This is a genomic window from Streptomyces sp. NPDC043867, assembly GCF_056435845.1.
In genome coordinates this window covers 95,796-110,452 of the sequence record NZ_JBWKDS010000024.1, presented here as the reverse complement: position 1 = coordinate 110,452, position 14,657 = coordinate 95,796, and the positions used below count along the sequence as shown (strand labels likewise).

11 protein-coding genes and 2 pseudogenes are annotated in these 14,657 nt (G+C 66.4%); 7 read left to right on the top strand and 6 right to left on the bottom strand.

What is annotated here, in order from left to right:
* Positions 1 to 24: 24 nt before the first annotated feature.
* From AC069T_RS23710 to AC069T_RS23695, 4 genes are all read left to right on the top strand, one after another.
* Entirely contained in the window at positions 25 to 3,006 is a 2,982-nt protein-coding gene (locus AC069T_RS23710; protein WP_478784621.1) for a CARDB domain-containing protein, read from the top strand.
* A gap of 428 nt (positions 3,007 to 3,434) precedes the next feature.
* Complete coding sequence (locus tag AC069T_RS23705) at positions 3,435 to 3,743, top strand: type II toxin -antitoxin system TacA 1-like antitoxin (RefSeq protein WP_478784620.1); 309 nt, start codon at positions 3,435 to 3,437, stop codon at positions 3,741 to 3,743.
* Positions 3,740 to 4,123 carry a fic family toxin-antitoxin system, toxin component gene (locus AC069T_RS23700; protein ID WP_478784619.1) on the top strand — a complete coding sequence of 128 codons (384 nt, stop codon included), beginning with the start codon at positions 3,740 to 3,742 and terminating at the stop codon, positions 4,121 to 4,123. The genes AC069T_RS23705 and AC069T_RS23700 overlap by 4 nt, the downstream gene beginning before the upstream one ends.
* Positions 4,124 to 4,819: 696 nt before the next feature.
* Positions 4,820 to 5,281: a TetR/AcrR family transcriptional regulator gene (locus AC069T_RS23695; protein ID WP_478784618.1), complete on the top strand. Its 462-nt coding sequence runs from the start codon at positions 4,820 to 4,822 to the stop codon at positions 5,279 to 5,281.
* A 507-nt stretch (positions 5,282 to 5,788) separates the two neighbouring features.
* On the opposite strand, the gene AC069T_RS23690 is transcribed toward AC069T_RS23695, so the two are convergent.
* From AC069T_RS23690 to AC069T_RS23665, 6 genes and pseudogenes are all read right to left on the bottom strand, one after another.
* A complete protein-coding gene (locus AC069T_RS23690) occupies positions 5,789 to 7,504 on the bottom strand; it encodes a ricin-type beta-trefoil lectin domain protein (protein ID WP_478784617.1) in 1,716 nt (571 codons plus the stop codon).
* Between the two features lie 59 nt (positions 7,505 to 7,563).
* The gene (locus tag AC069T_RS23685; protein WP_478784616.1) at positions 7,564 to 9,411 is read right to left on the bottom strand and encodes a family 43 glycosylhydrolase; all 1,848 of its coding nucleotides are present in this window, start codon (positions 9,409 to 9,411) and stop codon (positions 7,564 to 7,566) included.
* 94 nt (positions 9,412 to 9,505) lie between these two features.
* Positions 9,506 to 9,820 (bottom strand): annotated as a pseudogene (locus tag AC069T_RS23680) (RICIN domain-containing protein); the annotation flags it as partial.
* 12 nt (positions 9,821 to 9,832) lie between these two features.
* A complete protein-coding gene (locus AC069T_RS23675) occupies positions 9,833 to 10,990 on the bottom strand; it encodes a hypothetical protein (protein WP_478784615.1) in 1,158 nt (385 codons plus the stop codon).
* Positions 10,906 to 11,439: a ricin-type beta-trefoil lectin domain protein gene (locus tag AC069T_RS23670; protein ID WP_478784614.1), complete on the bottom strand. Its 534-nt coding sequence runs from the start codon at positions 11,437 to 11,439 to the stop codon at positions 10,906 to 10,908. Before AC069T_RS23670 ends, AC069T_RS23675 begins: the two co-directional genes overlap by 85 nt.
* Positions 11,352 to 11,807: pseudogene (locus AC069T_RS23665) on the bottom strand (CBM35 domain-containing protein); the annotation flags it as partial. The gene AC069T_RS23670 and the pseudogene AC069T_RS23665, both read right to left, overlap by 88 nt.
* Positions 11,808 to 12,349: 542 nt before the next feature.
* On the opposite strand from AC069T_RS23665, the gene AC069T_RS23660 reads away from it, so the two are divergent.
* The 3 genes from AC069T_RS23660 (at position 12,350) to AC069T_RS23650 (ending at position 14,180) form a co-directional block, all read left to right on the top strand.
* Positions 12,350 to 12,799 carry a helix-turn-helix domain-containing protein gene (locus tag AC069T_RS23660; RefSeq protein ID WP_478784613.1) on the top strand — a complete coding sequence of 150 codons (450 nt, stop codon included), beginning with the start codon at positions 12,350 to 12,352 and terminating at the stop codon, positions 12,797 to 12,799.
* A gap of 242 nt (positions 12,800 to 13,041) precedes the next feature.
* Positions 13,042 to 13,623, top strand: a complete 582-nt coding sequence (locus AC069T_RS23655) for a sugar O-acetyltransferase (protein ID WP_478784612.1) — start codon at positions 13,042 to 13,044, stop codon at positions 13,621 to 13,623.
* A gap of 14 nt (positions 13,624 to 13,637) precedes the next feature.
* Complete coding sequence (locus tag AC069T_RS23650; RefSeq protein WP_478784611.1) at positions 13,638 to 14,180, top strand: TetR/AcrR family transcriptional regulator; 543 nt, start codon at positions 13,638 to 13,640, stop codon at positions 14,178 to 14,180.
* The last annotated feature ends 477 nt before the right edge of the window (positions 14,181 to 14,657 follow it).

Genomic DNA, 14,657 nt, shown 5'->3' with positions numbered 1-14,657 from the left:
GCCCCCGCAAGCGAAAGGAACCCGATGAGAGAAAGACGCAAAATTCCGCGGCTGATCGCCACTTGCCTCGGCGCCGGCCTAACGGCAAGCGCGCTGCTCCCCCTCACGCCTGCGGCTGCGGCCGATCCGGAACAGGCTCGGGCTGCAGAGGCCGCGAACCTCGCCGTCGGCAAGCCGATCGAGGCCTCCTCCACGACACAGAACTACCTGGCGAAGAACGCCAACGACGACTCCACCAGCACCTACTGGGAGTCGACGAACAATCCCTCGACGCTCACAGTCAAGCTCGGCGCCAACGCCGATCTGACCTCGGTAGGGGTGCAGCTCAACCCGGACCCGGCCTGGTCCACACGCACACAGAACATCGAGGTGTTAGGGCGTACACAATCGGCGGACACCTTCCAGTCAATCAAGGCCCGCGCGGACTACACCTTCAACCCGGCCGTCAACCGCAACGCGGTGACCATCCCCGTCTCGGGCCGCTACGCCGACATCCAGCTGAAGATTCACAGCAACTCCTCCGGATACGGCGGCCAGGTCGCCGAGTTCCAGGTCAACGGAACCCCGGCGCCCAACCCGGACCTGACGGTCTCTGCTCTGGCGTGGGCGCCCGCCTCCCCCACCGAGAGCGATCCGATCACGGTGAAGGCCACCGTGCGCAACATCGGCAACGCAGCCGCCGCAGCCACCACAGTGAACGCCAACCTCGGCGGTACGGTCGCAGGAAACGCCTCCGTGCCCGCCCTTGATGCCGGGGGGTCTGCGGTGGTGGACATCCCCGTCGGCAAGCGGGCGCAGGGCAGCTACACCCTGTCCGCCCTCGTCGACCCCAACGACGCCGTCGCAGAACAGAACAACGACAACAACAGCCGCACGGCAACAAGCCAGATGACCGTCGGTCGAGCACCGGGCCCCGACCTCGAGGTCACCGGCATCACGTCAAACCCGGCCTCCCCCGCGGTCGGCACAAACGTCACCTTCGCGGTGAAAGTCCACAACCGCGGCACCAGCGCGGCGAGCGCCGGCTCGGTCACCCGTCTGACGGTGGGCGACACAACCCTCAGCGGTACAGCACCCGCCATCGGCGCAGATGAAACGGCCACCGTGAACCTGTCCGGCAGCTGGACCGCAGTCAGCGGCGGCGCCACGCTCACCGCGACAGCCGACGCGACCAACACGGTCGCCGAAACCAACGAAGGGAACAACGTCTTCGCCCGCTCCATCGTCGTCGGCCGCGGCGCGGCGGTGCCGTACGTGGAGTACGAGGCGGAGGACGCGCGATTCGAAGGCACGCTGCTGGAAGCAGATGCCAAGCGCACCTTCGGGCACACCAACTTCGCCACCGAATCTTCGGGCCGCAAGTCGGTACGGCTCAACTCGCCAGGCCAGTACGTAGAGTTCACATCGACCAACGCGTCCAACTCCATCGTCGTACGCAACTCCATCCCGGACGCCTCCAACGGCGGCGGGCAGGAGAAGACGCTGAGTCTCTACGCCGACGGCAAGTTCGTGCAGAAGCTGACACTGTCGTCCAAGCACAGCTGGCTGTACGGCACCACCGACGACCCCGAGGGCCTGACCAACCGGCCCGGCGGTGACGCGCGCCGGCTCTTCGACGAGTCGCACGCGCTGCTCCAGCAGACGTACCCGGCAGGCACCAAGTTCCGGCTGCAGCGCGACGCCGGTGACGACGCGGCGTTCTACATCCTCGACCTGATCGACCTCGAACAGGTCGCGCCGCCGGCCCAGAAACCAGCGGAGTGCACCTCGATCACCGCGTACGGCGCAGTGCCGGGCGACGGAATCGATGACACCGCAGCAATCCAGAAGGCCGTGACCGCCGACCAGAACGGCGACATCGCCTGCGTGTGGATCCCGGTCGGGCAGTGGCGCCAGGAGCAGAAGATCCTCACCGACGACCCACTCAACCGCGGCACGCACAACCAGGTCGGCATCCGTGACGTCACCATCCGCGGCGCCGGCATGTGGCACTCGCAGCTGTACACGCTGACTCCGCCCCACGAGGCGGGCGGCATCAACCACCCGCACGAGGGCAACTTCGGCTTCGACATCGACCACAACACGAAGATCTCCGGCATCGCCATCTTCGGCTCGGGCACCATCCGCGGCGGCGACGGCAACCAGGAGGGCGGGGTCGGGCTCAACGGCCGCTTCGGCCAGGGCACGAAGATCAGCGACGTGTGGATCGAGCACGCCAACGTCGGAGCCTGGGTGGGCCGCGACTACAGCAATATCCCGGAACTGTGGGGACCCGGCGACGGCCTGGAGTTCAGCGGGATGCGCATCCGCAACACCTACGCGGACGGCGTCAACTTCACCAACGGCACGCGGAACTCGACCGTCTACAATTCCTCGTTCCGCAACACCGGTGACGACGCGCTGGCCGTGTGGGCCAACAAATACGTCAAGGACACCTCGGTAGACGTCGCCCACGACAACGTCTTCCGCAACAACACCGTGCAACTGCCCTGGCGGGCCAACGGTATCGCTGTCTACGGCGGTCACGGCAACAAGATCGAGAACAACCTGGTGTACGACACCATGAACTACCCCGGAATCATGCTCGCGACCGACCATGACCCGCTGCCCTTCTCCGGGCAGACACTGATCGCTAACAACGGCCTGTACCGCACGGGCGGTGCCTTCTGGCACGAGGACCAGGAGTTCGGCGCAATCACCCTGTTCGCACAGGGGCCGGACATCCCAGGCGTGACGATCCGTGACACCGACATCCACGACTCGACCTACGACGGCATCCAGTTCAAGACGGGCGGCGGTGTCGTGCCGGACGTGAAGATCAGCGATGTGACGATCTCCAAGTCCAACAATGGCTCCGGCATCCTCGCCATGAGCGGAGCCCGCGGGAGCGCCACCTTGTCGAACGTGAAGATCACCGATTCACGCGACGGCCACATCCTGATCGAACCCGGCTCCCAGTTCGTGATCCGCAACAGCACCGCACCAGGGATCCGGCAGGGACGGTAGCAGCGGTCCACCCGGCAATGTCTGTCGGAGGTGACCGGCGGCCTGTCGCCGGTCACCTCCGACCATCTCGTCCCAGAGGCTCTCCGCAGAGGGTTCCTTGAACAGTCGCATAGCGGCGACGCTGGTCTTCACCGTACGCGTCCGGTCAGTGCCCTCCCAAGGACGTCCCCGGCCGAGGCCGCGCACAACCACAAGCGCGGAAGTCCACGCAACGCCGACGTCGTGTGCCATGGGCTACGCGCGCAATTAAGGTCCCCGAGTCGGCGAGCGCGTCGTCGACCGCGCAGTTCAGCCCTACCCCACCCGCTACAGAAAACCGGAGTTTCCGATCAGAGTGCGCAGCCGGACGGCCACGGCCGGGATGACGCACTCCGCCGCCTGCTGAAGCACGCTCGGCCTTATGGCCTGCCCATGGTACCGGAGGTACCATGGGTACCATGTCACCTGCCAAAGCAATGAACCTGCGCTTCCCCGACCCGGACCAGCGCGCAGCGATCGAGGCCGCCGCACGACAGGAGGGCGTGAGCCTGCAGGAGTACATCCTGTCTGCCGCATACACTCGCGCCACTGCCGTAGAGCAGCGCTTCCTCGACGCGTTCAAAGCCTCAATGGCCCGGAGCAGCAACGCGTTCGCCGAGGAGACCGGCGCACCCATCGCCACCGCGGAGCAACGCACAACCGAACTGGAAGCCCGGCATGATCTTGAGGAACAGCGGAAGCGGGACCACGCCGCGTGACACTGAACGAGCCGCTCCAGCCTCTTGACGTGACATTCCTGTTGCACGCTGCGCAATTGCTGCCCGGTGATCCGCAGGTCGACGACTACGGCCCGCTCTACGCGGCAGCTGCCCGTGTCAATGCCCGAGCCCTGGAGCACGACATCTACGGCTCGGTGTACCTAAGGGCGGCCGCACTGCTTCAGACGCTCGTAAGACTCCCCTGCCTCGAGCATTCCAACGACGCATTCGCTTGGCACTCCGCGGAGGCCTACCTAGCCCTGAACGGACGTCGGCTCGACTACCTGCCCAAGGAAGCGGTCACCTTGGTGCGGGACGCTGCTTCCGGAGCGATGGGGGTGGGGCTGATTGGTCGTCAAATGCGCGCATGGAGCTCCTGACCTCCGCATACGGTTGTCCCGAACCGGTGAGGCTGTAGGTACGCCGACTGGGCCTGGACGAGGTGCCCAGCGGATGATTGAGCCGTTCGCGGCGCAGATTGAGGTGGAGGACCCGGACTCGTCATCGCAGAGGGTGCTCGCGCTCCCAAAGGACACTTCCCGGCCACCCACAGCCCAAGTGCATGTGCCCGACAGCTCGCGATGGTGAAGCGGTGCTGTGCGCCCAGTGCGACTGTGACCTGCGCCAGCACGACGACGAGGACCACCTGACCACCTGCCGTACAACATCCCGGCCCCCGAGAAGCCGAACAAGATCCCCCTGGTGTGCGGGCGCTGCTGCAATCACGCCCTGGATCAGATGCAGGCCCGGACAGCCGTCACGGCGGGGCAGCCGTCATGACCGCACCGGACACCGAGGGCCAAGCGGCTGACAGGTTCCTGACGGCCGGGATGGTCGGGCTACGATGCCGAGCACTACGCGTGGGGTACTTCTGACCAGCGCTTGGCCTACCTGAACGGCGGACGAAGCTACCGCACCAGCTCATGGACGTTACCGGCGACGAGTCCTCCCGCTACCTCGCCCAGAACGCCGAGTGCGGCAACGAAAGGGCAGGGCGCACTCGAAGCCGAAGACCCCCGCCGCATCGGGCTGTTCGGCCGTTGGCCCGAAGACAGCGAGGACGAGGACCAGGGCGCTTGACGAGGAACATCCGGCCGGAAACCGGCGGTAGGCCGCCCGCCACCGGGACAAGATCCACCTCAGCGCCGGCAGCCGTACTCCGCTGGCACCACCACCAGGGCCTGCGCTACGGAGCCCGCCTGCAAGCAGCACAGACACCCGAAGAAGCACAGGAAGCCGTCGTCGCGATCATCTGCGGCAAGGTCTGGGGAACCGACCGCAACCTCCTGCTCAGCTACGAGCTCTACGCCTTCGCCACACGCCACCCTGAGCTGCGCGCCGTCATGCGCTCCTGGATGCAGACCAGCCGAAACTCACTGGCCAGACATTTCGACCCGCTCACTGCCCGGGCTCTCGACGCCCTGGCCGAAGGGCTTTCCATCCACAACTCCGTCGACCCGCGGCCCACCTACCGCACCGAGGTCCCCGCGATCGTCAACGTTACTGTCGGCCGAAGCACCTGTGAACGCGGCCTGTAGGGCCGACGGCTACGAACATCCCAGTAGTAGACTTGTTGGCTCTCTCGCACTTCGACCGTGAGATGAAGCTCGGGTTCCTCGGGTCGGCTCGTCTAGGAGCGGCATCGTTCGGGCAGCACAACTCCGTGAGTTTCGGCCTGAGGTGCCGCAGCTTGGGTGCCATCTGGCATTGATCTGTTCGTGCAGCCGGCGCTGGGTGGCAATGCACGCGTTCGCATGGTGGATGAATGCCCGGCGCCTGGCCCAGGTTCAGGAGGCGTTGCGGGTCAGCGCGGACGAAGTTGGAGTGTCGGCACAGCCGCGGGCCATTTGTGGGGGACGCATGCGGCATACACGGTTCGACCGGCCCAGCAGGCAGGCTTTCAAAAGTCGTCTCCTCAGAGAGAGGGGTCGGGCGCCCATTAAAGGGTCTCAACGGACGGTGCGCCAGATCCGTGGCGGATGCAGGTCAAGGCAGCATGGGCAGCCTTGTCAAACTTGGGATTTCAGGCGCATCACAGTGGATGATCACTTCGCCAGGTCGGTGCAAGGGGCGGTGCTGACCAGTACCGCAGCCCTCGGGTCGAGCTCGCGGACGTCGAGAGTCACGGTGGAGCCCTGCACCACCGCACCGATCCGGTTCTGTCCGCTCAGGGGGACGCATTCTGCGGCGTGGGACGCGCGGTCAAAGACCGTCAGGACGTTGAGTGGCACGCCAGCGGGCAGACTGGTTTTCGGTACCGTCCGGCGCTGCCCACCCGAGACATCGGGGCTGTTGTTCCACAGCAGCGCCGCGAACTGGCCGTCGCCGTTGTCGGCTGCGGCGAAGTCGGGATGGTCCGGGTCGAGGTACGCCCGGGACGATATTCGGCCCAGAGCGTGGTAGGCGGCCAGAGTCCGCAGGTGACCGGAGAAGCCGTAATGGTCGCCTTCGAGCGTGTCCGCGGTGACCATGTGCTGCAGGTCGACGTAGAACAGCTGCCGGATACTTCCGGACAGCTTGCCGTTGCGTTCGGCATGCCACAGGTCGGTCAGCACATGGCCAGGCGATCGCTCGACGGCGTCAGAAACGCCGTCGTCGCCGTACTCGGTCACCCAGATGCCCGCCTTGCCGGGAATGTCGCCGAGTGACTGCCAGCCGCCGTAGGTGTGGTACGACACCTGGCGGATCTCTGGCCGGGCGACCGTGTTGTTCCAGATCTGCGAGCTGCGGAAGGCGGTGGCCGGTCCCATCAGGGCGCCGGTGTTGTTGCCAACGGTTGCATACAGCCGGTTCATGTAGTGATTCCAGGCGCCGACGTTGTCCGGGTCGGCGACGAACCAGTGCGTGTCCGGTTCGTTGATGGTCTCGATATAACGCACGTTCGGATAGGTGCGGCGCATCCGGTCGGCGAACTCCAGGTACGGGCCATCGGCGATCTGAGTGATCGAGACGGTGGGCTGACGCCCGCCACCTGCCCACCAGTTGTCGTAGCCGTCGACGCAGCACCCCGCGATGATCATCGGAATGCCGGCCTGGTCGGCCTGCGCGATGAAGCCCTGAACCGCCGCCGGGGTGTTGCGCCAGTGCCCGGTCTCGTTGTCCCACCGCAACCACGCATCGGGCAGGATGCCGTGCAGCCGGCGCAGCGACGCCAACGTGCGGTCGGCGTCGCCGTAGTACAGGTCGGGGATGGCGTAGATCCCCAGCTTCTGGGGATGGATCGTGGTGTTGCCGAACGTCCCGCCGCTCGAGCCGCCGGGGATCTGCCACTGCTGGGGCCACTGATTGTTGCAGTCGTAGAGCTGCAGTTGCACCCCGTTGGTGGTGTTGCCGGCATTGAGGTCGAGGCAGCGTCCGGAGGCCGGGTTGCGCAGCGACCCGTTCGGCTGCGGCTGCCAGATCTGGTTGGTCCCGCCGTGGCAGTCCCACAGATGGACCTTCGAGAAGTTGGCGGTGCCGTAGCCCTCGACGTCCATGCACTTGCCGAGGGTGCGGACGGTGTTGTCGGTGGCCACCACCGTCCAGATCTGGTCGCGGACGTCGAGACAGTCCCAGATCTGTACAGACGCGCCGTTGTTCCCGACGTCGTCACCGCTGACATCGATGCATTTGCCGGTCGCTCCCGGTCCTCGGATCGGCCCTGCGGCGTCGGCGTGTGCCGGTGCCGGGGCGGATTGCAGGCCCGCCGACACCAGCAGGGCCAGCGCCGTCACGCCGGCCGACCGGCGCAGCAGTGAAGTGGTACCCGGCATGCTGGGCATGTGTGCTCCTTTTGTGATCGGTTTCGGGGGCCGCCCCCGGCGGGCGCCCAGCATTGCGGCTACGGGTAGATCTCGGCGCGGTCGAAGCCGATGTACGTGGCTTGTGACGCCGTCTGTTTGGTGCCGGTGTTGCGGATCCGCAGGGTGTGTGGGCCGGAGCTCAGCCGGGGGCTGACCCAGAGAACTCTTTCTCCGTCCCGGACCGGGCCGTAGTAGTCGACGGTGGTCTCCGGTCCGCCGTCGATTGACAGCGCGGCGATGCCGTTGCCGACGTCACGTACACCGAGCAGTGCAATTTGAGCTCCGGTGAAGGTGATCGTCGCGGTGGCGCCGCTCTGGTGGGTGTAGTGGTCGTCGCCCTGGTAGCACTGGGTGCCACAGGTTGTTCCGACGCTCCAGCCGGCGGAGTACGACACCGTCGAGCTGCCAGCGGCTGGCAGCTGCCACTGCTGGGGCCACTGATTGTTGCAGTCGTAGAGCTGCAGTTGCACCCCGTTGGTGGTGTTGCCGGCATTGAGGTCGAGGCAGCGTCCGGAGGCCGGGTTGCGCAGCGACCCGTTCGGCTGCGGCTGCCAGATCTGGTTGGTCCCGCCGTGGCAGTCCCACAGTTGGACCTTCGAGAAGTTGGCGGTGCCGTAGCCCTCGACGTCCATGCACCGGCCCATTGATCGGAGTGTGCCGTCGCCATGGACGGTCCATTGCTGATCCTGCGCGTTCTGGCAGTCCCAAAGCTGCACCTTCGCGCCGAGGCTTCCGGTGTCCACTCCACTGACATCGACGCACTTGCCGGTGTTGCCGGGGCCGCGGATTGGGCCGGTCACGGTGCCGCTACCCTCAGTGTCGGTGTCGTTGACGGCCCTCGGCGCGGGGCCGGGATCGCCGGACGGAAGCGCAAGGTCGGCGCCCTTAGCCACCGGCGTACCGAAATTAGGTGTGCCATCGGCGTTCCAGGTGAACCGCTGCGCGCGGGTGTCACGCCCAGCGTAGGTGTTGTCGCCGGCGGCGTCGGTGTTCTTCGCCTGGTAGACGATCCAGTCCTGGGTGCCGTCCGGCGAGGTGAAGAAGCCGTTGCTACCGACGCTGTAGGCCCCGGAGGCCGGGTTGCTGGCGAAGACCGTGCCGTGGTTGCGCCAGTTGCCGCCGTTCATCGGGTCGGCACCGTCACCGATCGACAGCATCTTCATCTGATAGGTGGGCTTGCCGGTGTCGCAGACCGAGTAGGTGAGGAAGGTACGCCCGTTGCGGTGCAGGGTGGCCGGCGCCTCGGCGACGGCGTCGCAGATGTCGACGGGCATCTCGTAGCTGGTGCCGGTCAACGTCCATGGGTTGGCCATCGGTGCGAGCCGCAGCCGGTCGAAGCCGCAGCAGTAGCCGGAGGCCCAGACGAAGTAGAGCGACCCATTGTGCAGGAATGGCACCCCGTCGATGCCGAAGTATCCGCTGCTCGGGTCGTTCAGCTGGGCTTTGTAGTGGTACGGGCCGGCCGGGGTTGCCCCCTGTGAGACCAACCCGTCGGACTCGAGCACCTGCATGCGGTGCTTGAGGACGTCACCGTCGTCACCGGTCCAGTACACGTACCAGCGGTCGTTGAGGCTGACGACGACCGGCGCCCAGATGTTGCGGTTGCGGTTGGCGTTGGTCTCGGTCCAGATGACGGCCGCGGGTGCGGCGAGCAATCCGCCGAGACTGGGCGCGGTACGCATCCGGAGGGTGTTGTCGCCGCCGGTCTCAACGGCGTAGTAGCGGCCGTTGTGATAGGTGATGTATGGGTCCGGTGCCGGGCTCAGCGGGTTGCGAAACGTGTTCGCCGGAGCCGCCGCGGCGCTGCTCGGCGCGCTGGCGACAGCGATCAGGCTTCCGGTAAGCAGCATGGCAATTATCAGGAGACATCGCAGTAATCTGGTCATGGAAGACCTTTCTCGGTGGGCTGGGCGGTTCATACCGAGCGCCACAAGTGGTGGGGGTGCCGTTGTCGTCCCACTGCGTGGTCTGGGCGCCGTTTCAGCAACGACATGCCGTCGACCGCCATGACTTGGCGCTGTGCCGGTGCTGCTGCACGAACCAGCCGTCGCCGCGGTCGAGCCGTCGCCACACCTGGTCGGCTGTTCTGGTGCCGTTCAACTGGGTGATCCAGGCGCCGTTTTCGCGCGACAACCCGGCGACGGCAAGGACCTTGCCGCTGTGCTGCACTTGCAGCCGGAACCAGCCGTCCCGTTGTCGACGAAGCCATTTGGAGTTTGCCCCGCGGGTCTCGTGCCACTGCCAGACCCGCGCCCCGCTGTCCTGGGGGGTGCCGGATACGCCCAGCACCTTGCCGGAGCGCGGGTTTCACAGGGCGGTCCAACCGCGTCCGCTGTCGGTGAGCCCTTCCGGGAAGCCGGCATGGTCCTTGTAGGCGGCGATGTACTGCCGGGTCCATCGGTAGTAGCGGTCGCCGTTGCCGCCGGGCTGACCGGGATCCTGCGGCTCCAGATCGCGACTGCCTGACGAGTGGTAGTTGTCGACGAACCGGGTGTTGCCCGCCTCGTCCAGGAAGCGCTGCGCAATCCACTCGTTCCACCAGGTCAGAACGGTGATACGAGGACGGACCTGGAACGCGCCCCGCCACTGTTCCTGCAAGGTCAGCCCACCGCGGCGCCAGATGGCGCTCCGGGCGTCCGTCATATAGCTGCGCTGCAGGGCGGCGCTGACGGTGATCTGCTCGGCGACCCCGCCGTCGTAGGCGACCTGCTGAGGAGTCGGTTGCAGGAACGACCACTCGCGTTGCGGCAGCCTGGCCTGCAGGCCCCACATTTTGCGCAGCGTGAAGCGGTCGGTGAGCTGCCCTGGGACCACCTCGGTCACCAGCAGCAGCGGCTTGCCCTGATAGAAGGCAAACAAATGGTCGTTGGCGTGGTTCGCGTACCAGCGGTCCCAGACGAAGCGTGCCACTGCGGAGGCGTCCCCGGAGTTGGCCCAGCTGCCCACCCAGAACACGACGTGCGGGGTCCGCCGCCCGGCGCCCCGGGCGACCCGCATCTGATCCAACAGGACGTTGACCGGATGGGTGAACAGGTTGTCGTACCCGCCGTAGCCGCTGCAGTTGGTGGCGTCCACGACGATGAAGTCGACGCGGGCGTCGGACAGCTGCTGGAAATGCCGGTCTAACACGGCCCGGTCGTCGCTGCGGTAGTAGCCGCCGGCCGGCCGTCCCCAGTGGTGCCACCAGTTCACGGGGCCCCACCGGGGCGGCTGGCCGGTCCGGGCGGCCTCGGCCAACAGGTCGGTGTTGTCGTAGATCGGCTGCCCTACCCCGACGGCCAGGTTCAGCCAGACCGAGTAACACATGCCGACGGAGTCGGGCGTGCTGTCGAGGTGCAGGGGACGGGTCATGTCCGGCAGTGGTGCCGCGTGCGCGCTACTCATCGGAAGGCCGGCCGCGGCAAGCGGCAGGCCGAGCGCGACCGTGCGGAGCAGGGTGCGCCGGGACGGGGACTGGTCGGACACGGGGGCTCCAGGGTTCGGAGGCGGCGGGACGCCTGTGGGGGAAGCTGGTTGCCGTTCCAGATTTGAGGGCAGGTGCCGAAGCCGGGTGTGGCTGGTCGAGACGTCCGGGCAAGGGCCGGAGCGCGGATTGCGCAGGCTGCCGTCAACTGCAGGACCCAGCTTTGCGTCGGGCCACCGCAGCAGCCCCACAGCTGCACGGCTGTACTGGCCTTGGTGGCAAGCCAATCGCCGCGGTCACCTTGATGACGAGGCGCTTGTCCAGTGCGCAGGGGGCCGTCACTTCGTACGGTCCAGGTTTGGGCGCCGTCACCGATGCGATCCCAGAAGATGATCGGGGTGCCGCTCGCCCGGTTGCCGCCGGTCACGTCGACGCAGCAGTCGCCGACCGTACGGATCGAGCCTCTGGGTGGCCAGTGCTTGAAGTCGCCGACCTCGCTGAGCGTGACCACCCGCGGGTGGGCGTGGAACCGACGCAAAAATCCGGAGAATTGGACTGGGCGTCGGTGAGGAAGCCACCGGGCGGCGACGCCGGGGCTAGAGTCGGCCGCAGCGCGTCGATTTCGTAACAGCCCCGGTTGCTCTGCAGGGTCACTGTGTCGTCGCCGGGCCGCAGCAGCATGCGCCCAGCCCAGGCGCTGCCGGAGGTCTCGACGCCAGGCAGCACCATGTCGCCGACCAAAGCGCCATTCAACATCCGCCGGGCCTGTTTCGATCCGAACGGTGAGCGGTAGGCGACCGCGAGCCCGTCGGCACCGCCCGCCACGGTGATCGCGATCGGGTCTGCCGGGTCGTTGAAGCCAGCCGCATAACCGCTGCCAGCCCAGGAGGGCCGTCGACGTGAACACCCTCGTCAGCACACCGACTTCGGCCTGATAGATGCCGGTGTCGGTGGCGGCAGCTGCGATCACCGTCAGAAGTACCAGGGCCGCCGCGAGCATCGGGGCGAGCAGGCGGTACCAGAAGAGACGCTTCATGGGACTGCTCCCATATGGCGGTTGGTGGAGCCGAGGCAGCTCCCAGGGTGGGGTGCGTCCAACACGAGCCACCAGAATCAATCAATATCGGACTCTAAATTCGTTGGTGGCGCGCGTCAATAGGTTCGGCAGTCGATGCGAGGCGACGGGGACACGCCAGGGACTGAACGGTTTTCGGCCCTGTCTCACATTCGATGGTTACGTAGAGTCATGAAATCGTTGACGCTCGCGTGAAGGACGTCAACGAGTCTGTGCAGACGGTGTGGCGGTCACCCATACCCCGGGGCCCAATGCGGACACGGTCGCCGAGTTCGCCCTAACGAGCTCGGGCACGGTAGGCGGTGAGGCGTCGAGCGTCTGATCACTGATCACTGATCATGGTCGTGTGGTGGGGAACGCGACGCGTGAAGCAGTCATCGGCGACCGGAGGGTCACGGGCCTGTCGGCCGCAGCGACCGCTGAACTCGTAACCGACGTAAGTCCGTTGTGGCCCGAACGACACCAGGCCGTGCTCGTGTCCCGACCGCGGAAGCGTGCGGTCGGTGCCGGTGCGAAGCACCGGCTCGTGTTCGTCGACCGGCTTCTGGCGACGCTCGTCCATCTTCGCCACACAACCACACACGACGTGCTGGCCTGCTGGTTCGGCGTGGACCACTCCACCATCACCTCGGGCCATCGGCGAGATACGGCCGCTGCTCGCCGTGGGTGCACGATCAGCCCCGGCATGCGACTCAGATCGCTCGCCGAGGTTATCGACCACCTCGGCGCCAGCAGAATGACCGGCATCATCGATGGCACCGAGATCCGGGTCCGCCGGCCAGCCGCCGGGCGGTGAGCGACACCGTCCAAGCCGTTCGTTGCCGCCCTACTCAGCCATCAGCAAACTGAGGACCTGATCCCTGCCCGATAGCGGTGAAAACCCAGCCTCGCCGGGCCGCCCGACGCCTCCCGCCTACTGTGCACGAGCTCGTTAGGGCGTGTTTCGACAACGGCAGCACGACCCTGGCTCTGTACCTCTACTCCCCCCTGGGGCTTTAGAGTGTACGAATGTACCTTCCAGAGCGTACGATCGTACGCATGAAGGCGGACTACTTTGCTGATGACCCCCGCACCAATCTGGAGCGCATGCTCGCGGGCGACCTCTACATCGCCGATGATCCCGAGATCTCGGGCAGGCAGCAGCGCGCCATGCGGCTCGCAGCGCGCTACCAGGCCGTGTTGTTGGACGATCCGGCCGCCGCCCGACCGCTCCTTGATGAGCTGCTTGGCTTCGCAGGCGAGGAAATCGAGGTGCGGCCCCCGTTGTACGTGGACTACGGAAGCAACATCTCCATCGGGGCCCGGACCTTCGTCAACTACCACCTGACCGCACTGGACGTTGCAGCGATCACCATCGGCGAAGACTGCCAGATCGGCCCCAACGTCCAACTCCTCACCCCTACCCACCCCTTGGAGCCACAGGCCCGGCGCGACAAGTTGGAGGCTGCACGCCCCATCACCATCGGCGACAATGTCTGGCTCGGCGGCGGCGTCATCGTGTGCCCCGGGGTCAGCATCGGCGACAACAGCGTCATCGGCGCCGGTTCGGTCGTCACCAAGGACATCCCCGCAAACGTCGTGGCTATGGGCAGCCCCGCCCGGCCCGTCCGGGACCTGTAAGGGAGCCTGCCGCGATGGCCACCGGACACACCGACCCGCAACGTCGCGAGCGCATCCTTGCCGCCACTCTGGACCACATCGCCGACGAAGGCGTCACCGGCGTCTCCCACCGGAAGATTGCCGCTCGTGCCGGAGTCCCGCTGGGCTCGATGACGTATCACTTCAAGGGCATCGACGAACTGCTCCACGAAGCCTTCACCCGCTTCGCCGACCATGTCGCCGCCCTCTTCGAGCGGCACCTGAATGCGGCCGACAACCCTGAGCGGGCACGCGAAGCGGTCACCAGCCTCATCCATGCACTTTCCGACGGGCCCCAGCGCGACCTGATCCTCACACACGAGCTCTACACCCTCGCGGCCCGGCGCCCGGAGTACCGAGAGCTGACACGGATGTGGATGAGCCGGAGCCGACAACTCCTGGAACGCCACTTCGACGCCGAAACCGCTCGTCAGCTCGACGCACTCATTGAAGGTCTCACCGTCCACCGAGCCCTCGATACAAGACCGCACGGCCGCCGGCTCACGCGCGAAGCCATCAAGCGCATCACCACCGCTTAGGCACGTTCCTCAAACGGCCTGCGGGGACACGGTCCTGACACCGCGTTCCCGCAGGCACCCACCAGAGCATGTCAGAGAACCGGCCTTGACAGGCGCTGCGCCGGCACGGACGGAAGCGCGGAATGTGACCCCACTACTGGTCGAGCTGGGACAGCCACGCACCCCGTAGCGGAGATGAGGATGAGAACCAGAGGCAGGAACGTGCGACGGAGGATCTCCTATGCTCCCGGATGTGCCGACATGGCGGCCGGGGCGCGCAGGTGAGCCACCAGGTCGAGTGACACAGCCTGGCGGGCCAGAGGTGATCACCCGGCACGTGGTCCCGAATCCGGCGGCAGAACCACAGGGCGGGAGACGACGCGTGGGTCTCGGCTCCTTGAGGACGAGGCGGTGCACACCTTTTGCGCCGGGCCCCCGCAAAGTGAACCAAGACCGCTTCGCAAGGCATGCCCTCATTACGACTGCAGTTTACGTACC